This window comes from Streptomyces sp. NPDC058335, assembly GCF_042723915.1.
GTDB lineage: Bacteria > Actinomycetota > Actinomycetes > Streptomycetales > Streptomycetaceae > Streptomyces.
Genome location: NZ_JBHXHX010000024.1, coordinates 61,307 through 79,128, shown reverse-complemented (window position 1 = coordinate 79,128; position 17,822 = coordinate 61,307). Strand labels below are relative to the sequence as shown.

General features: G+C 73.1%; 16 protein-coding genes and 2 pseudogenes. 11 read left to right on the top strand and 7 right to left on the bottom strand.

Annotated elements, in window-relative coordinates; translation table 11 throughout:
* Positions 1 to 3: 3 nt before the first annotated feature.
* A complete protein-coding gene (locus tag ACFWJX_RS34845; protein WP_383250325.1) occupies positions 4 to 708 on the bottom strand; it encodes a GntR family transcriptional regulator in 705 nt (234 codons plus the stop codon).
* Positions 709 to 867: 159 nt separating this feature from the next.
* Between ACFWJX_RS34845 and ACFWJX_RS34840 the strand changes: the two genes are divergently transcribed.
* From ACFWJX_RS34840 to ACFWJX_RS34820, 5 genes are all read left to right on the top strand, one after another.
* Complete coding sequence (locus tag ACFWJX_RS34840) at positions 868 to 2,169, top strand: MFS transporter (RefSeq protein WP_383250324.1); 1,302 nt, start codon at positions 868 to 870, stop codon at positions 2,167 to 2,169.
* A complete protein-coding gene (locus ACFWJX_RS34835; RefSeq protein ID WP_383250323.1) occupies positions 2,166 to 2,996 on the top strand; it encodes a putative hydro-lyase in 831 nt (276 codons plus the stop codon). The genes ACFWJX_RS34840 and ACFWJX_RS34835 overlap by 4 nt, the downstream gene beginning before the upstream one ends.
* Positions 2,997 to 3,009: 13 nt before the next feature.
* On the top strand, positions 3,010 to 3,762 hold the full coding sequence (locus tag ACFWJX_RS34830; RefSeq protein ID WP_383250322.1) for a LamB/YcsF family protein: 753 nt from the start codon (positions 3,010 to 3,012) through the stop codon (positions 3,760 to 3,762).
* The gene (locus tag ACFWJX_RS34825) at positions 3,759 to 4,385 is read left to right on the top strand and encodes an allophanate hydrolase subunit 1 (RefSeq protein WP_383250321.1); all 627 of its coding nucleotides are present in this window, start codon (positions 3,759 to 3,761) and stop codon (positions 4,383 to 4,385) included. Before ACFWJX_RS34830 ends, ACFWJX_RS34825 begins: the two co-directional genes overlap by 4 nt.
* Before the next feature lie 145 nt (positions 4,386 to 4,530).
* Positions 4,531 to 5,400 (top strand): biotin-dependent carboxyltransferase family protein, encoded by an 870-nt coding sequence (locus ACFWJX_RS34820; RefSeq protein WP_383250320.1) that lies wholly within the window; start codon positions 4,531 to 4,533, stop codon positions 5,398 to 5,400.
* 16 nt (positions 5,401 to 5,416) lie between these two features.
* On the opposite strand, the pseudogene ACFWJX_RS34815 reads toward ACFWJX_RS34820, so the two are convergent.
* The 5 genes and pseudogenes from ACFWJX_RS34815 to ACFWJX_RS34795 all read right to left on the bottom strand — a co-directional run.
* Positions 5,417 to 5,632 (bottom strand): annotated as a pseudogene (locus tag ACFWJX_RS34815) (SGNH/GDSL hydrolase family protein); the annotation flags it as partial.
* A 334-nt stretch (positions 5,633 to 5,966) separates the two neighbouring features.
* A pseudogene (locus tag ACFWJX_RS34810) lies at positions 5,967 to 7,094 on the bottom strand (glycosyltransferase); the annotation flags it as partial.
* A complete protein-coding gene (locus ACFWJX_RS34805) occupies positions 7,091 to 8,218 on the bottom strand; it encodes a glycosyltransferase family 4 protein (RefSeq protein WP_383250319.1) in 1,128 nt (375 codons plus the stop codon). The gene ACFWJX_RS34805 and the pseudogene ACFWJX_RS34810, both read right to left, overlap by 4 nt.
* Positions 8,219 to 8,386: 168 nt before the next feature.
* Positions 8,387 to 9,808: a HEAT repeat domain-containing protein gene (locus ACFWJX_RS34800; protein ID WP_383250318.1), complete on the bottom strand. Its 1,422-nt coding sequence runs from the start codon at positions 9,806 to 9,808 to the stop codon at positions 8,387 to 8,389.
* A gap of 324 nt (positions 9,809 to 10,132) precedes the next feature.
* Positions 10,133 to 10,525, bottom strand: coding sequence for an ankyrin repeat domain-containing protein (locus ACFWJX_RS34795; RefSeq protein ID WP_383250317.1), 393 nt, complete (start codon positions 10,523 to 10,525; stop codon positions 10,133 to 10,135).
* Between the two features lie 262 nt (positions 10,526 to 10,787).
* Between ACFWJX_RS34795 and ACFWJX_RS34790 the strand changes: the two genes are divergently transcribed.
* On the top strand, positions 10,788 to 10,982 hold the full coding sequence (locus tag ACFWJX_RS34790; RefSeq protein WP_073492896.1) for a hypothetical protein: 195 nt from the start codon (positions 10,788 to 10,790) through the stop codon (positions 10,980 to 10,982).
* Positions 10,983 to 11,035: 53 nt separating this feature from the next.
* On the top strand, positions 11,036 to 12,604 hold the full coding sequence (locus ACFWJX_RS34785; RefSeq protein ID WP_383250316.1) for a hypothetical protein: 1,569 nt from the start codon (positions 11,036 to 11,038) through the stop codon (positions 12,602 to 12,604).
* A 70-nt stretch (positions 12,605 to 12,674) separates the two neighbouring features.
* On the opposite strand, the gene ACFWJX_RS34780 is transcribed toward ACFWJX_RS34785, so the two are convergent.
* Positions 12,675 to 14,174, bottom strand: a complete 1,500-nt coding sequence (locus ACFWJX_RS34780; RefSeq protein WP_383250315.1) for a PLP-dependent aminotransferase family protein — start codon at positions 14,172 to 14,174, stop codon at positions 12,675 to 12,677.
* Positions 14,175 to 14,272: 98 nt separating this feature from the next.
* On the opposite strand from ACFWJX_RS34780, the gene ACFWJX_RS34775 reads away from it, so the two are divergent.
* From ACFWJX_RS34775 to ACFWJX_RS34760, 4 genes are all read left to right on the top strand, one after another.
* Entirely contained in the window at positions 14,273 to 14,950 is a 678-nt protein-coding gene (locus ACFWJX_RS34775; protein ID WP_383250314.1) for a YitT family protein, read from the top strand.
* The gene (locus tag ACFWJX_RS34770; RefSeq protein ID WP_383250313.1) at positions 14,947 to 15,714 is read left to right on the top strand and encodes a glycerophosphodiester phosphodiesterase; all 768 of its coding nucleotides are present in this window, start codon (positions 14,947 to 14,949) and stop codon (positions 15,712 to 15,714) included. Before ACFWJX_RS34775 ends, ACFWJX_RS34770 begins: the two co-directional genes overlap by 4 nt.
* Before the next feature lie 61 nt (positions 15,715 to 15,775).
* The gene (locus tag ACFWJX_RS34765; RefSeq protein ID WP_383250312.1) at positions 15,776 to 17,134 is read left to right on the top strand and encodes an MFS transporter; all 1,359 of its coding nucleotides are present in this window, start codon (positions 15,776 to 15,778) and stop codon (positions 17,132 to 17,134) included.
* 278 nt (positions 17,135 to 17,412) lie between these two features.
* Entirely contained in the window at positions 17,413 to 17,787 is a 375-nt protein-coding gene (locus ACFWJX_RS34760; protein ID WP_020128921.1) for an RNA polymerase-binding protein RbpA, read from the top strand.
* The last annotated feature ends 35 nt before the right edge of the window (positions 17,788 to 17,822 follow it).

Sequence of the window (17,822 nt, the reverse complement as noted above, 5' to 3'; positions counted from 1 at the left end):
ACCTCAGCCGTCGGAGGGGTCGTCGCCCACCCGGCGCCGGTACACCTCGACGATCCGTTCCAGTGAGTCGCCCAGATACACGGCGAGCAGCGTCTCCGCCTCCGCCCTGTCGCCGGCCTCGAGCGCCTGGAGGATCTGCCGGTTGCGGGCGAGGTAGGGCTCGTGCAGCCGACGCGGGTCGTCGACGACGTGGAAGGCGAGGCGCAGTTCGGCGAAGACGCTGCGCATCAGCTCGTCGGTGCGCTCGCTGCCCGCGAGGGCGACCAGTTCCCGGTGGAAGTGGATATTGGCCGTGCCCAACGATTTCCAGTCACCTTCGCGCGCCGCCCGCTGCCCCTCCTCCACGGCCTCGGCAAGGTTGCCGAGCGCGTACGGCGGCTCTCCCAGGCCTCGTACGACGGCGCACTCGACGAGACTGCGCGTGCGGTAGATGTCCTCGACGTCGTCGACGGTCAGGACTCTGACGAACACGCCCCGGTTCAACTCGTGGACCAACAGGCGTTCGTGGGTGAGCAGCCGGAACGCCTCACGCAGCGTGTTGCGGGAGACGCCGAGGGCACCGCCGATGCTGTCCTCCGACAGCCGGGTCCCCGGCGGGAAATAGCCCTCCGCGATACGGCTCCTGAGGATGTCCGAGACGCGTTCCGCCGTGCTGGTGCGGCCCAGGAGGGCGCGGTCGTCGGCCAGTCCCGCCAGCTGCTCTGCCATGCCCGGAATTCAACCGCAGACACGAGAACGAAACAACAGGGGTATTGAGGGATCGTTCAACGATCCTCTACCTTGCTGGATACCTTGCTCCGCTCAGCACCCCTCCCGCACGGCACGGCTCGGTCCCAGCACCCCCCGTCATCCCTCTGCGAGGTGCCCATGAGCACGACCCCTCCACCGCAGGCCCCGTCCACCGACGCCCACCCTCCAGCGGCCGAACAGGCCTCCGACGACGGCGCGCTGGGCTGGTTGCGCGCCCTGGGCCCGCGCGGGCGCCGTGCCTTCGCCGGGGCCTTCGGCGGCTATGCCCTGGACTCCTACGACTACTTCACGCTGCCGCTCAGCATGGTCGCGCTGGCCGCCTACTTCGGCCTGGACAGCGGCCAGACAGGCCTGTTCACCACCGTCACGCTGGTCGCCTCCGCGGTCGGCGGCGCCCTCGCGGGCGTCCTGGCCGACCGGATCGGCCGGGTCAAGGCCCTGATGATCACGGTCATCACGTACGCCGTCTTCACCGTGGCCTGCGGCTTCGCGCCCACCTACGAGACGTTGCTGCTCTTCCGCGCCCTCCAGGGTCTCGGCTTCGGCGGCGAGTGGGCCGTCGGCGCGATCCTGGTCGCCGAGTACGCGAGCGCGAAGCACCGGGGCCGCACCCTGGGCGCGATCCAGAGCTCCTGGGCCGTCGGCTGGGGCCTGGCGGCCATCATGTACACGCTCGTCTTCTCGTTCTTCGGCGACGACGTGGCCTGGCGCGTGATGTTCTGGACGGGCGCCCTGCCCGCCCTGCTCGTGGTGTGGATGCGGCGCCGCGTGCAGGACGCGCCGACGGCGGTCGCCGCGCGCGAGCGCCATGCCGGAAAGGGCTCCTTCGCGGCGATCTTCCGGGGCCGCCTGCTGCGTACGACGATCTTCGCGGGCCTTCTCTCCACGGGCGTCCAGGGCGGCTACTACACGCTGGCGACCTGGGTGCCGACGTACCTCAAGAGCGAGCGCGGTCTGTCGGTGGTCAACACGGGCGGCTATCTGACGTTCCTGATCTCCGGCGCCTTCCTCGGCTATCTGACCGGCGGGCATCTCACCGACCGGCTGGGCCGGCGCCGCAACATCTGGCTGTTCGCCCTGCTGTCGGCGGTCTGCATCCTGGCCTACGCCAACATCCCGAGCGGCGCGGACACCCTCCTGCTGATCCTCGGGTTCCCGCTCGGGTTCTGCATGTCGGCCATCTTCAGCGGCTTCGGGTCCTACCTGAGCGAGCTGTACCCGACGGCCGTGCGCGGCACCGGCCAGGGCTTCACGTACAACACCGGGCGTGCCGTCGGCGCCGTCTTCCCCACCACGGTCGGCTTCCTCGCCGACAGCTGGGGTGTGGGCGGAGCCCTGGTCTTCGGCGCGATCGGGTACGGCATCGCGGCCCTGGCGCTGCTGGGGCTGCCGGAGACGCGCGGAAAGGAACTGGAGTGAAGCGTCCGATCATCGTGCAGGACCCTCCTGTGACCCTCGTCGACGAGCACGCGCACGCGTGGAGCCCGAAAACCGCCAGGTCCCGTTTCCGGGACGGCCTGACCGGCCCCACGGCGGGCGTCGCCGCGGGCCACACCCAGGTCAACCTGATCTCGGTGCCGGCGGACTGGGCGTACGACATGCTCCTGTTCTGCCAGCGCAATCCCAAGCCCTGCCCCGTTCTCGACGTCACCGACGCCGGCTCCTGGACGACCGTCCTGGCCGAGGGCGCGGACCTGCGCACCGACCTGCCGCGCTACCGGGTGTGGCGGGACGGCGAGCTGGTGGACGAGCCGACGGACGTGCGTGGGTACTGGCGGGACGACCTGGTGTCGTTCCTCATCGGGTGCAGCTTCACCTTCGAGTGGGCGCTGGCCGGGGCGGGCGTACCGATCCGCCATGTCGAACAGGGGCGCAACGTCCCGATGTACGCGACGAGCCGTCAGTGCCGCCCGGCGGGGCGGCTGCACGGCCCGCTGGTGGTGTCCATGCGGCCGGTACCGCCGGAGCACCTGGCGGCGGCGATCCGGGAGAGCAGTCTGCTCCCTGCGGTGCACGGCAGCCCCGTACACTGCGGCGATCCGTCGGGACTGGGCATCGACGACCTCGGCCGCCCCGACTTCGGGGAACCGGTGGACGCCGAACCGGACGACATCCCGGTGTTCTGGGCCTGCGGTGTGACCCCGCAGGCCGCGGTGATGGCCTCGCGCCCGCCGTTCGCCCTGACCCACGCACCGGGACAGATGTTCCTCACCGACGCCCGCGACGAGCAGTACCGCGTGGCCTGACCAGGAGACAGGCATGATCGATCTCAACGCCGACCTCGGCGAGGGCTTCGGCCGCTGGCGGCTGACCGACGACGAGCAACTGCTGTCCGTCGTCACCAGCGCCAACGTGGCCTGCGGCTTCCACGCCGGGGACGCGGTCACCATGCGGCGCGTGTGTGAACTGGCGGCCGCACGGGGCGTGACGATCGGCGCGCAGGTCTCCTACCGCGACCTCGCCGGGTTCGGGCGGCGCGCGATGGACGTGCCGCCCGCCGAACTGGCCGCCGAGGTGGCCTATCAGATCGGCGCCCTGGAGGTTTTCGCGCGCGCGGCGGGCGCCCGTGTCGCCTACGTCAAGCCGCACGGCGCGCTCTACAACCGGGTCGTGCACGACGAGGAACAGGCCGCGGCGGTCGTCGACGGCGTGCTCCTCGCCGACGCGACACTGCCCGTGCTCGGGCTGCCGGGCTCGCGCCTGCTGGAACTGGCCGGGAAGGCGGAGCTGCCCGCCGTCCCGGAGGCGTTCGCGGACCGTGCGTACACCGAGGAGGGCACCCTCGTGCCCCGCGGTCAGGACGGGGCCGTGATCACCGACCCGGACACCGTCGTCGAACGCTCGCTCAGCCTGGCCCGGCTGGGCGAGGTCACCTCCCGCGCGGGGGCTCGCATCGAGGTACGCGCGCGTTCCCTCTGCCTGCACGGCGACACGCCCGGCGCGGTGGAGCTGGCCCGCCGGGTCCGGGGGCGGCTGGAGGAATCCGGTGTGCGTGTCGAGGCGTTCGCATGAGGGCGCTGCCCGTCGGCGACGACGCCCTGCTCGTCGAGGTGGCCTCCGGCGAGGACGCCCAGGCCCTCCACGCGGAGCTGCTGCGCCGCCGCGCGGAGGGCTCACTGGCCGTCCGCGAGATCGTCCCGGCGGCCCGTACGGTCCTCCTCGACGGCCTGGCCGACCCCGCCCGCTGGGCCGCCGAACTGACGAGCGCCACCGTGCCGCCCGCTCCCCCGCGGACGGGCGAGGTGATCGAGCTGCCGGTGCGCTACGACGGCCCCGACCTCGCCGACGTCGCCGCCCACTGGGACGTGTCCGCGCAGGAGGTGGCCCGCATCCACGCGGCCACCGAGTTCCGCGTCGCGTTCTGCGGCTTCGCGCCCGGCTTCGGCTACCTCACAGGCCTGCCGCGGCGCTACGACGTCCCGCGCCGGGCGACCCCGCGCACCGCCGTTCCGGCCGGGTCGGTGGCCTTGGCGGGCCCGTACACGGGGGTCTACCCGCGCTCCTCGCCGGGCGGCTGGCAGCTGATCGGCACTACACGCGCCGTGCTGTGGGACCACGCGCGCGTGCCGGCCGCGCTGCTGACGCCGGGTACGCGCGTGCGCTTCGTCCCGGCGGACCGGGCGGGTGCGGCATGACCGGCCCGCTGTCGATGCCCCACGGCTACGGCGGGAGTGCCCTCGCCACCGACGCACGGCACCCTTCCGCGTGCGCTGCCCGGAACAGCACGCGGCGCACGCCCGGCCACGCCGCCCGGGGCGCCTGCGTTCGGGAGGGCACCCTATGACGGACCGCGCGCTCGTCGTCGTACGCGCCGGGGCGCTCACCACCGTGCAGGACCGGGGCCGCCCCGGACACGCCCATCTCGGGGTGCCGCGCTCCGGCGCCCTGGACGAGCCCGCGGCGGCGCTCGGCAACCGGCTGGTCGGGAACCCGCCCGAGGCCGCCGTCCTGGAGACGACGCTCAACGGCTGTGCCCTACGCCCGCGTTCGGCGGTCACCGTGGCCGTCGCCGGGGCTCCTTGCCGGGTCACCGTGGACGGCCGGCCGGCCGCCTGGGGGGCGCCCGTGCGGGTGCCGGCCGGGGCGGTCCTGGACGTCGGTCCGGCCGTCTGCGGTGTACGGAGCTATGTGGCCGTGTCCGGCGGCATCGCCGTCGATCCCGTCCTCGGCAGCCGCTCGACGGACCTCCTGTCGGGCCTCGGTCCGGCACCGCTCGCTGACGGCACTGTCCTGCCTCTCGGACGTGCGCGCGTCCCGCACGCGCGCGTGGACGTCGCCCCGCAGCCCGCTCCTCCGGCGGAACTGGTCCTCCGGATCACGCTGGGTCCGCGTGACGACTGGTTCACACCGGAGGCGGTCCGGCTGTTCACCTCGGGCGCGTACCGCGTATCGGCGGCGAGCAACCGCATCGGGCTGCGCACCGAAGGACCCGCTCTGAACCGGGCGGTGACGGGCGAACTCGCCAGCGAGGGGATGGTCCTGGGCGCCGTACAGGTCCCGCCCGACGGCAGACCGGTGGTCTTCCTGGCGGACCATCCGACCACCGGGGGCTACCCGGTGATCGGGGTGGTCCGCCCCTCCGACCTCCCGTCCACCGCGCAGGCGACACCGGGTACCCCGGTCCGCTTCGTGGCGGTACGCCGACGCTGACGCCCGGTCGGCGTCGCTAGGCCGCGTCCGGCTGCCGCTCCGACACCGACAGGGCGGCCAGGGCCGCCGACATCGCCGCGGAGGTGCGCAGGTCGAGGCGGGCGCTCGTGCCCCGCGCGCGGTGCCGCTTCTCGTCGACGGCGAGGGCCAGCAGCTGCGGCACCAGGTCGGTGCATCTGCGGGCCAACCAGCCGGTGCCCCCCGTCGCCAGCCACCACGGACCGGCCGACCTATCCCAGCCCTCCGGCCACGAAGGGACGAGACGGTGCCGTCCCGTCGTGCGCGTCGGGACGGGCCCGTAGCGTCGCCTCACCCGCGACGGAACGGACCGGTAGCGTCGCCTCGCCCACGTCAGAACGGACCGGTAGCGTCGCCTCGCCCACGTCAGAACGGACCGGTAGCGTCCCATCGTCCGGGCCAGAACGAGACGGCACCGTCGCCTCGCCCTCACCGGAACGGAACAGCCCCGTCCCACCGTCCGCCCCAGAACGGAACAGCCCCGTCCCGTCGCCCACGCCACGACGGAACGCCACCGTCCCGTCGTCGCCCACCCCCGAGCCGCTCAGCACCCCCGCGTCGTGCGCCGCCAGGAACGCCTCCACCGCCGTCCCCCACCCGAAGCACTCCGCACGCGCGCGTGCCGCCTCGCGCCGCTCCACCGGAGGCCGGTGGAGCAGCCGCTCCACCGCGTCCGCGAACGCGTCCCCGTGGTCCGAAGAGGTCGCCCCCGCGGCCCCGATCACCTCGGGCAGCGCCGAGGAGGCGCTGGCGACCACGGGGGTGCCGCAGGCCATGGCCTCCAGCGCGGCGAGCCCGAAGGTCTCGGCGGGCCCCGGGGCGAGGCACACGTCGGCGGAGGCCTGGAGAGCACCCAGCAGGCCGCGGTCGGAGACATGCCCCAGGAAGAGGACCGGCAGCCCGCGGCCCCGTGCCCGCTGCTCGAGCCGACCCCGCAGCGGTCCGTCCCCGGCCACGACCAGCACCGCGCGCGTGCCACGGCGCACCAGGGACTCCAGCGCGTCCAGCGCCGTACCGGGGCGCTTCTCCACGGACAGGCGGGCGCACATCACCAGCAACACCTGGTCGTCGCGGGCGTACCGGGCCCGCAGTCCCGTGTCGGCCAGCGCGGGGTGGCGCTCGGTCAGGTCGACGCCGAGCGGCGCCCGCACCACGTTCCGGGCGCCGATCCGCACGAACTCGCGCTCGGCGTACTCGGTCGTGCAGACCACGCGCGCGTAGGCGTGCGCCGTACGGACGTTGAGCGAGTCGGCGGCCCGCCGGGCGGCTCCCTCCGGCAGACCCCACGTGCGCAGCACCCCGTCGGCGGTCTCGTGGGAGACCATCACGGCGGGCACCCGGGCGCGCCGCGCCCACTTGCCGGTCCAGCGCAGCGTCGTACGGTCGGAGACCTCAAGGCGGTCCGGTGCCAGGTCCGCGAGCAGGCGGGCGAGGCGTCGCTTGTCGGTGAGGACGCGGTAGCCGCCGGTGCCGGGCAGCAGCGGTCCGGGAAGGGTGATCACCCTTCCCTGTTCGGTGTCGCGGTCGCCCGCCCGGTCGCCGGGCACGACCAGGACCGGCTCGTGTCCGGCGGCGCGATAGCCCTTGCCCAGTTCGCGGAGCGCCGTGCGCAGTCCGCCCGAGGCGGGTGCGACGAAGTTGGCGAGGCGGACGATCCGCAGAGCGCCGGCGCTCATGCGGCCACCACCGGGCGGCGCGCGGCGAGCACATCACCGTAGTGGCCGATCAACTGGTCGCCGACGGCGGCCCAGGTGCGGCCCTGGACCATGGCCCGTCCGGCGTCGCCGTAGGCCGCCCGGCGCGCTGGGTCGGCGGCCAGGGCGGCGACCGCGTCGCGCACGGCGCCGGCGTCGCGCGGCGGGACGAGCAGCCCGGTGCGCCCGTGGGCGACCAGGTCCAGCGGTCCGCCGGCGGCGGGCGCGACGACCGGGACGCCGCTCGCCATGGCCTCCTGCACGGTCTGGCAGAAGGTCTCAAAGGGCCCGGTGTGCGTGAAGACGTCCAGCGAGGCGAAGATGCGGCCGAGTTCGTCACCGGTACGGGGGCCGAGGAAGACCGCGCCCGGCAGTGCCTCGGCCAGCCCCGGCCGGGTGGGCCCGTCGCCCACCACCACGACCCGCACGCCGTCCAGACCGCAGACGCCGGCGAGGAGTTCGACCTGCTTCTCGGGGGCCAGCCGCCCGACGTAGCCGACGATCACCTCGCCGTTCGGCGCGAGTTCACGGCGCAGCGCATCGTCGCGGAGGTCGGGGCGGAGGCGGACGGTGTCCACGCCGCGCGGCCACAGCCTGACCCGGGGCACGCCGTGCGTGTCGAGGTCGTGCAGGGCGGCTCTGGAGGGGGCGAGGGTGAGGTCGGCGGCGGCGTGCACGGAGCGGATGCGGCGCCAGGCGGCCGCCTCGCCCGCGTGTACGTAGGTGCGGGCGTATCCGGCCAGGTCGGTCTGGTAGACGGCGACGGCGGGGATGGCGAGCCGGGCGGCGGCGGCCATGCCGCGTACGCCGAGGATGAAGGGGCTGGCCAGGTGGACCATGTCGGCCCGGTGGTCGACGAGGGCCGCGGCGACGCGTCGGCTGGGGAGGGCGACGCGGACCTGGGGATAGCCCGGGAGCGGGAGGGAGGGGACACGGACGACGGGGCAGGGCGCTTCGGTGTCCGGCCCGGGACCGGCGGCGGTGGCCGGCGCGACGACGAGCGGGAGGTGACCGCGATCTACGAGGTGCCGGGCGGTCTGGAGCGCGCAGTGGGCCACGCCGTTCACGTCGGGGGGAAAGGATTCGGTCACGATGACGACACGCATACGGGTGTTGTCGCCTCGCTGGACGTGGACGCGTCAACGTGGATCTTTCCGGACGCCGAACGTCCCATGAGCGTTGCGCTGCACGCCCGAGCAGGTCAGACGGCGTCCATGCCCGTCTGACCCGCGGGTCATCCGCCGTTCACCCGGCGGGTACGCCTCTGCCGTCGATCACATGGCGGAGGCGGCGTCCGGCCCGATCCGGCTGCGTACGGCCGTCTGGACCTCGTCCTCCTCGGCCGGGTCGGCGGCGAGGCGGCGGAGCCGCTCCACGACCCGGGCGTCGCCGGTCTCGGCGTGCCGGGCGGCGATCTCGCGGGTGGTCTCCTCGCAGTCCCACAGGCACTCGACGGCGAAGCCGGTGGCGAAGGAGGGGTCGGTGGCGGCCAGTGCGCGGGCGCAGCGCCCGCGCAGATGGGACGAGGCGGTCTCGCGGTAGATATGGCGCAGCACCGGGGCGGCGCAGGCGATGCCCAGCCGTCCGGCGCCGTCGACCAGGGTCCACAGGGTCGGCGCGTCGCAGCCCTCGCCGCGCACGGCCTCGCGCAGGGCGCCGAGGACCAGGTCGCTGTCACGGCCGCCGCCCCGGCAGGCGAGCACCCGCCCGGCGGCGGCCCCGAGCGCGTCGGGCCGGTGGGCCCAGCCGCGGGCCCGGTCGACCGCGGCGACGCTGCGCATGCGTTCGAAGGCGTCGACGGCGGCCTCCACGACGAACCTGCTGCCTGTCGCCACGGCCTGTTCGATCAGGTCGGGGGCCTGGGGGTCGTCGTGGTCGGCGAGATAGCGCAGGGCGGTGCACCGGGCTCCCTCGGTGCCGTCCTCGGCGGCCTGCACGATCTCCGCGCGGTCCTCGGGCCCGGCCACGGCGGTGAGACAGCGGGCGGCGGGGACATGGAGCGCGGCGCCCCGTTCGATGCCTTGCTGGGCCCATTCGAAGACGGCGCGCACGCTCCAGCCGGGGCGGGGCCCGGCGGGGCTCATCTGCCGCTGCCAGCGGTCGAAGCAGCCGGCTTCCTGGGCGGCACGCACGCGTGCGGAGACGTACTCGCGGGGATCCTCGGCCCACAGCCGCCAGGGCCGTGGCTCGAAAGCGTCCCGCACGACGGCGGCGAGTTCGGCCTCGCCCTCGGCGTCGGTACCGAACCGCGCGAGCACGGGAGCGGCGAGGGCACGCAGGCCGGCGTCGTCGTCGCGCAGGGCGAGTTCGTCGAGGGCCCAGGCCCAGTTGGAGCCCGAGGCGGCGTACCTGCGGAGCAGGTCGAGGGCGTCCCGCCTGCCGTAGGAGGCGAGGTGGCCGAGGACGGCCAGGGACAGGCCCGTGCGGCTTTCCTCGGTGTCGAAGGCGTCCTCGACGTCGAAGAGGTGTGTCTCGATCTCGTCGAGGTCGCCGTTGAGGTCGAGGTAGAGACGGGCGTAGTAGAGGGAGCGGTTCTCCACCTGCCAGTCGTGGCGCGGATCGCGCAGCACGCAGTGGTCGAGTGCCGCGAGCGCCTCGGAGCGGGGGGCGGTGAGCGCATGCAGTGTGCCGTCGCCGCGGCCCCGCTGGAGCAGGCCGAGCAGCGTGCCGCTGGGCGCTATGAACGGATCGAACATGGGAAACAGCCTCACATCAAGCGTCGACGCAACCGGGGGACGTGCATTACCTGGCCGCGTGACAACACGTCGGGGCGCCCGCCGTTTCCTGCTTGCTGTAAGCCATCTTCCTCTGCCTCTCGTCGGTGGCCCATGCGGACCGCATCACGGCCCGCGCGGTGCGGCAACACCTGCCCGGCCATCGCGTCCGTGAATCACGTCGTCATGATGACTCGGCACGTCAGGCTGCCGCGACCGAAATTTCCGGCGGCCCCGTACCGCCTCCCCCGTGGTCGTCGATTTACCTGGTCAGGAACTGTGTTCTGCCCGCTCAGGAACTCCGGCTCATTGCACGCCGAACAGCTCCAGGAGCTCCGTCTTGCCGAACATGCGGGCCGTGTCGACGGCCGAGGGGGTGCCCGCGGCCGGGTCGGCGCCGGCCTCCAGGAGCGCCTTGATGACGTCCGTCTCCCCCTTGAAGACCGCCCCGGCGAGGGGGGTCTGGCCCCGGTCGTTGATCCGGTCCGCCTCGGCTCCCCGGGCCAGCAGCGCCCGGACCGCCTCGGCGTGGCCGTGGTAGGCGGCGAGCATCACGAGCGAGTCGCCGCGGTCGTTGGTGAGGTTGGCCGGCACGCCCGCGTCGACGTAGGCCACGAGCGCCTCGGTCTGTCCCCGGCGGGCAAGATCGAAGATCTTGGTCGCCAGTTCCACGACCTCGGGGTCGGGGACTTCGGTCATCGGCCGGACCGCCTCTCGTTGCAACCGTTCAGGTGAATCGCCAGGGTACTGGCTCACCGGACACATGGCGGGACCCGCCGGAGGCAACGATCACGGCGGGATCCGTTCGCCGCAACTCTTCTGCTCGCACGGCTCGCCTGGACCTCCACCATCCGGGGGAAATTCTCCGAATTTCACCCAGTTGCACCTTTTATCGTATGGATACATCCTGTGAGCCTGGAAGTACTCATGGTGACTGTCCCCCGCGAACCAGGAGAACAGAATGATCCTGTCCATCTCAGGCGTGGTCCTGCTCGGCATCATCGTCTTCCTCTTCTTCCGCAAGGACGGGCTCAAGGCGTCGCACGGCGTCGTCTGCGCCCTGTTCGGCTTCTACCTGGCGAGTACGGCCATCGCCCCGAGCATCAAGGCCGGCGGCGAGAGCCTGGCCAGCCTCCTCGGCGGCATCAAGTTCTGACGCCGCCTTTCCCCGCCGTCCGTCCCTTCCGTACGCACCTCCAGGAGACAGCAGTGGCCCGGCGCCCCCTCCCTCGCATCCTGAGCACAGGCAGCGCGCAGATCGCCCGGAGCCGGGAGCTGGCCCGGACGGCGGCCGACAGCGCCACCGACATCCTCCACCCACTGATCACGGTCACCCGCGGTCTGCGCCGGCTGGCCTCGGCCGGGCGGCGCAAGTGGGCCGAGACCCCCAAGGACAGGCGCGGGCCGCTGCTGTTCCTGGTGGCCTCGGTGATCCTGGTCGTGGCGCTCGTACCGTACGGTCCGCTGCTCGCCGTCATCACACTGATGTCGGCAGCCGCCTGGCAGGGCCGGGACCGCATCCCACCGGCTCCCGACGGCCCCGACGAGTCGCAGACCCAGCGACTCCAGGCGCTGTACGAGGCCCTGGTGCCGTACTTCTCCACGACGGAGGACCCTTCTCCCCTCTACGCCCACGGCGGCGAGTGGGAGAAGGCCTTCCCGTCGTACGAGTTCGACGGACCGGGCCGGATCACCCAGCTGGAGATCCGCTACCCCGCGTACTTCCCGGACGGCGAGGGCGAGGCACGCGCGCGTGTCGAGCATCTGCTCACGGCCAAGTCCGGCCGGGGCCGCGAATACCACTTCGCCTGGGACGAGGAGGGCAACACGCTCACCGTGTCGGTGCTCGCCCCGCTCCCCACCGACCTCGCCGCCCAGCGCTTCGTGACCGCGCCCGGCGAGACCGTCCTCGGCTTCACCGACCCCTCCCAGGTCCAGCGCACGCTCCCCCTCACCCACGGCGAGGAGCGGCGCGACGTCCCACCGGTCGTCTGGCGCACCGGCCTCCGCTCCACCGAGCCGCACCTGCTGGCGGTCGGCCAGCCCGGCAGCGGCACCTCCACCCTGCTGCGCTCGATCGCCCTCCAGGCCCTCCGGTACGGCGACGTCCTGGTCATCGACGGCGGCGGCACCGGCGAGTACGCCTGCCTGACCGGCCGGGACGGCGTGCTGGGCGTCGAGGTCGGGCTCGCCGGGGCGCTGGCCAGCCTGGAGTGGGCGGCGCACGAGACCGAGCGCCGTCTGATCGCCGCCAACCGCGCCCGCCAGGAGGGCCACCCCCCGCCGGACGACACCAAGCGCCCCCTGTGGATCCTGCTCGACCGTCCCACGGCGTTCACCCACCTCGCCGACGCGGACGGCCGCAAGGACCCGCAGGTCCTCCTCCAGGTTCCCCTCCGACACGGCCGCGCCGCCCAGGTGACGGTGGTGGTGGCCGAACAGTTCGACAGCCTCGACACGCTCAGCGACGCCGTACGGCAGCACACGCGCGCGCGGGTCGTCCTCGGGCCCGCCCCGGCCAGGCAGCTGGAGGCGGTCCTGGGCGTCCGCCCGCACACCACCCCCGCCGAGCACGTTCCACCGGGGCGCGGGTACGCCCGGCTGGGCACCGGCCCGGCGCACCGACTCCAGGTGCCGGCCACTCCGGACCCGTACGACGACGCCACCAGCGACGCGCACCGGCAGGCCGTGCTGGACCTGCTGCCGCCGCGGACGACCCCGGCGGACGGCGAGAGCCTGCCGGTGCCGGCCGAGGCCGTGGCGGCGGAGAGTTCCTAGAAGGGCCTGTCGCGCAAGCGATGACTCCGACGGGCCGCGGACGGGTGATCCCACACCCGTCCGCGGCCCGTCAGGCGACGAACGTGCGGGGGCCCTCGCCGCCCGCGGTCCCCCCGCTCTCCACGATCCGGGCCGCCGCGGCCAGTCGCGCCGCCGCCTCCTCCGCCACCGCGCCCCCCACCGTGAACGGCAGCCGCACATACCCCTCGAAGGCGCCGTCGACGCCGAACCGGGGCCCGGACGGCACCCGTACCCCGACGCGCTCCCCCGCCTCGGCCAGCCGCGACCCGGACAGTCCGCCGGCCCGCACCCACAGGGTCAGTCCGCCCTTCGGCACGGCGAACTCCCACTCCGGCAGCTCCCGGCGCACCGCCGCGACCAGCGCGTCCCGGTTGCCCCTGGCCTGTTCGCGCCGCAGTTCCACGGCCTGCTCCCAGCCTCCGGTGCTGAACAGCCAGTTCACGGCCAGCTGCTCCAGGACCGGCGTGCCGAGGTCGGCGTAGGCGCGGGCCGCGACCAGGCTGCGGATGACGTCGGGGGCGGCCCGGACCCAGCCGATGCGCATCCCGGCCCAGAAGGCCTTGCTCGCCGAGCCCACGGTGATCACCGTCGATCCGGCCGGGTCGAAGCCGCACACCGGACGGGGCATCTCGACGTCGTCGTCGAGCCACAGCTCGGTCATCGTCTCGTCGGCGACCAGCACGGTCCCGGCCGACCGGGCCGCCTCGACGAGCCGGCGCCGCTGGTCCTCGTCGGCGAGCGCGCCGGTCGGGTTGTGGAAGTCGGCGACGACATAGGCGATGCGCGGCGCCGCCTCGCGCAGGACCTGCCGCCAGCGGTCCATGTCCCACCCGGCGAGCCCCTCGGCCATCGCCACGGGCACCAGTCGGGCGCCCGCCTCCCGCATCAGCTGGAGGATGTTGGCGTACGAGGGTGATTCGACGGCGATGCGCTCGCCGCGGCCGCCGAAGAGATGACAGATCGCGTCGATGGCGCCCATCGCGCCGGTGGTCACCATGATCTGCTCGGGCATCGTCGGGATCCCGCGCCGGGTGTACCGCTCGGCGATCATCGCGCGCAGGGCGGGCAGACCGGCCGGATAGTCACCGTGCGTGTGGGCGTACGGGGGCAGTTCCTCCAGCGCGCCCTGGACGGCCCGGGTGAGCCACGGCTCGGGGGCGGGGAGGGCGGCGCAGCCCAGGTCGATCACCGAGCCGAGGGCCTCGGGCGGCAGGGGTTCGAGCCCGCGCGCGGGCACCGGGTTTCCCGCGGGGACGGAGGTCCAGCTGCCGGCGCCCCGCCGGGACTCCAGGAACCCTTCCGCGCGCAGCGCCTCGTAGGCGGCGGCGACGGTCGTACGGCTCACGGACAGGGCGAGGGCCAGTTCGCGTTCGGCGGGCAGCCGGGCGGCGACGGGGACCCGCCCCTCCAGGACGAGCAGCCGGACGCCGTCGGCGAGCGCGCGGTAGGCGGGCGGACGCCGGGTCCCGGGGCCGGCCGGCCGGTCCTGCTGGGACGTGAGAAGCCGCGCGAGCTGTGCGGCCCCCACCGCGGAGGTCCACTGCGCCATGAATATCAGTCCACCTTCCCGGGATTGGCCATGGTTGGCCATGCCTTCCACGCCACAGAGTGACATGCGCAAGGCCACTACCACCACCAGGGGTCCACTTGTCCGAGCCGCCTTCGCCGACCGTCCCGCCGAACGGCGGCCTCCCCCGCCGCCTCACCCAGCTCTACGCAGGGCTCGCGCTCTACGGCGCCAGTTCCGCGCTTCTCGTGCGGGCGGGCCTCGGTCTGGAGCCCTGGAACGTGCTCCACCAGGGGCTCGCCGAACGGAGCAACCTGTCCATCGGCGTCGTGTCGATCATCGTGGGCGCCGCCGTTCTGCTGCTGTGGATCCCGCTGCGCCAGCGTCCGGGCCTCGGCACCGTGTCGAACGTCTTCGTGGTCGGCCTCGCGATGGACGGCACGCTCGCCCTGGTCCCCGAGGCGCACGGTCTGGCCGTGCGGGTGCCGCTGCTGGTGGCGGGCATCGTCCTCAACGGCGCGGCCACCGGCCTCTATATAGCGGCGTCCTTCGGGCCGGGTCCGCGCGACGGGCTGATGACGGGGCTGCACCGGCGCACCGGCCGGTCGATCCGCCTGATGCGGACGGCCGTCGAGATCACGGTCGTGGCGACCGGCTTCGCCTTGGGGGGCACCATCGGCGTCGGCACACTGCTGTACGCGCTGTCGATCGGACCCCTCGCGCAGCTCTTCCTGCGGGTGTTCGCCGTACCCCCGGCATCCGGCGGCGGCACGGTCGTTGCCACCGGGCCACCGCAGGGGGCGATACTGCGTCCGTGAGCACCCTCATACGCCACCCGTACCTCGACCATCCGGGCCCCATCCCGTTCGCCCACCGCGGCGGAGCCGCCGACGGTCTGGAGAACACCGTGGCGCAGTTCCGGCGCGCGGTCGAGGCGGGCTACCGCTACATCGAGACGGACGTGCACGCCACGCGGGACGGCAGACTCGTCGCCTTCCACGACGCGACGCTGGACCGGCTGTCCGACGGCGCGGGCCGCATCGCCGATCTGCCGTGGGCGGACGTACGGGACGCGCGCGTGGCGGGCAAGGAGCCGGTCCCGCTGTTCGAGGAACTCCTGGAGACCTTCCCCGAGGTCCGCTGGAACGTCGACATGAAGGCCGAACCGGCGCTCCACCCGCTCCTCAACCTCATCGGGCGCACGAACGCATGGGACCGGGTCTGCGTCGGCTCCTTCTCCGAGGCCCGCGTCGTGCGCGCCCAGCGGCTGGCCGGCCCTCGCCTGGCCACGTCGTACGGCACCCGGGGGGTGCTCAATCTGCGGCTGCGGTCCTGGGGGGTGCCCGCGGCGCTGCGCCGGTCGGCGGTCGCCGCCCAGGTGCCGGAGGCCCAGTCGGGCATCCAGGTCGTGGACCACCGCTTCGTGCGTTCCGCCCACGCGCGCGGGCTCAAGGTGCACGTGTGGACGATCAACGAAGCGGATCGGATGCACCGGCTCCTGGACCTGGGGGTGGATGGCATCATGACCGATCACATCGACACGTTGCGCAAGGTCATGGAGGACCGGGGCGTCTGGGTCTGACCCGGTCCTCCCCTGGTCCGCGGCCCGCGCGCGACATCCGGGGCGGGGAGGCGAGGGGCGGGTGGGCACGGAGACCGTGCGGACGGAGGCGTCCGACGACGCCGCCGGGCGGCGGCGCGAGCAGCGCGGCTGGTACTTCTACGACTGGGCGTGCTCCGTCTACTCGACGAGCGTGCTCACCGTGTTCCTGGGCCCGTACCTGACCTCGGTCGCCAAGGAGGCCGCCGACCCCGGCGGCTATGTGCACCCCCTGGGCATCCCGGTCCGCGCGGGCTCCTTCTTCGCGTACTCGGTGTCGCTGTCGGTGATCGTGGCCGTCCTGGTGATGCCGCTGGTGGGCGCGGCCGCCGACCGGACCGGCCGCAAGAAGCCCTTCCTCGCGGCCGCCGCCTACACCGGGGCCGCCGCCACGACGGGCATGTTCTTCCTGTCCGGCGACCGTTATCTCCTCGGCGGTGTGCTGCTCGTGGTGGCGAACGCGGCCCAGTCCGTAGCGATGATGCTCTACAACTCCTACCTGCCCCAGATCGCCCCGCCCGAGGAACGCGACGCGGTGTCCTCACGCGGCTGGGCCTTCGGATACGCGGCGGGCTCCCTGGTCCTGGTCGTCAACCTGGTCCTCTACCTCGCCCACGACTCCTTCGGCGTCTCGGAGTCCACGGCCGTGCGGATCTGCCTCGCCTCGGCGGGCCTGTGGTGGGGCGGCTTCGCACTGATTCCGCTGCTCCGGCTGCGCGACCGCCCGCCGGCGGTCACCTCCGCGGTGCGCCAGGCGGCCGCCCCGGGCCTGCGCCAGCTCGTGGCCACCTACCGGGACATGCGCCGCCACCCGCTGACCCTCGCCTTCCTGCTGGCCTATCTGGTCTACAACGACGGCATCCAGACGGTGATCTCCCAGGCCTCGGTCTACGGCTCCGAGGAACTAGGCCTCAGCCAGTCCATCCTCATCGCCGCCATCCTGCTGGTCCAGGTCCTGGCCGTCGCGGGCGCCCTGACGATGGGCCGGCTGTCGCGGAGATACGGCGCGAAGCGCACGATCCTCGGCTCGCTGGTGGCCTGGACGCTCACCCTGGCCGTCGGCTACTTCCTGCCGTCCGGCGCGCCGGTGGGCTTCTTCCTGCTGGCGGCGGCGATCGGACTGGTCCTCGGCGGCAGCCAGGCCCTGTCCCGCTCCCTCTTCTCCCACCTCGTCCCGCCCGGCAAGGAGGCCGAGTACTTCTCGGCGTACGAGGTGAGCGACCGTGGGACGAGCTGGCTCGGCCCGCTGGTGTTCGGGATCACCTACCAGGTGACCGGAAGCTATCGGGACGCGATCATCTCGCTGGTGATCTTCTTCGTCCTCGGTTTCCTGCTGCTCGCGCGGGTCCCGGTGCGGCGGGCGATCGCCGACGCGGGGAATCCCGTACCCGAAAGGATTTAGCACTCAAGGCGAAAGGGCGGTAGTGTACGCGTTTGGCCTGCCAGGCGTACCGTTACTGCGTGTCAAAGATGCCGAAACGCTGGGTGACATCTCCTTTCAGATGTGACAAACCGGGCGCCGGTGGGTACTGCACTGGTTGACAAGGCTGCGGCTACGACGGCGACGCACGACCCGGAACGGGACTCCGAACGGGAATCTTTACCGCCGACCGGACGTTGACCGGATGACGACGACAGCGACACCTGTCCTGTGGGCGACAAGCCCGGGAGGCACGATTCATGAGTGAGCGAGCTCTTCGCGGCACGCGCCTCGTGGTGACCAGCTACGAGACGGACCGCGGCATCGACCTGGCCCCGCGCCAGGCCGTGGAGTACGCATGCGAGAAGGGGCACCGCTTTGAAATGCCCTTCTCGGTGGAGGCGGAGATCCCGCCGGAGTGGGAGTGCAAGGTCTGCGGAGCGCCTGCGCTTCTCGTGGACGGCGACGGCCCTGAGGAGAAGAAGGCCAAGCCCGCGCGTACGCACTGGGACATGCTGATGGAGCGGCGGACCCGCGAGGAACTCGAAGAGGTCCTCGAGGAACGGCTGGCCGTTCTGCGTTCCGGGGCGATGAACCTCGCGGTTCATCCTCGGGACAGCCGCAAGTCCGCATAGTTCTGCGGAGCTGGGGCTGGTTCACAGCGCACGAC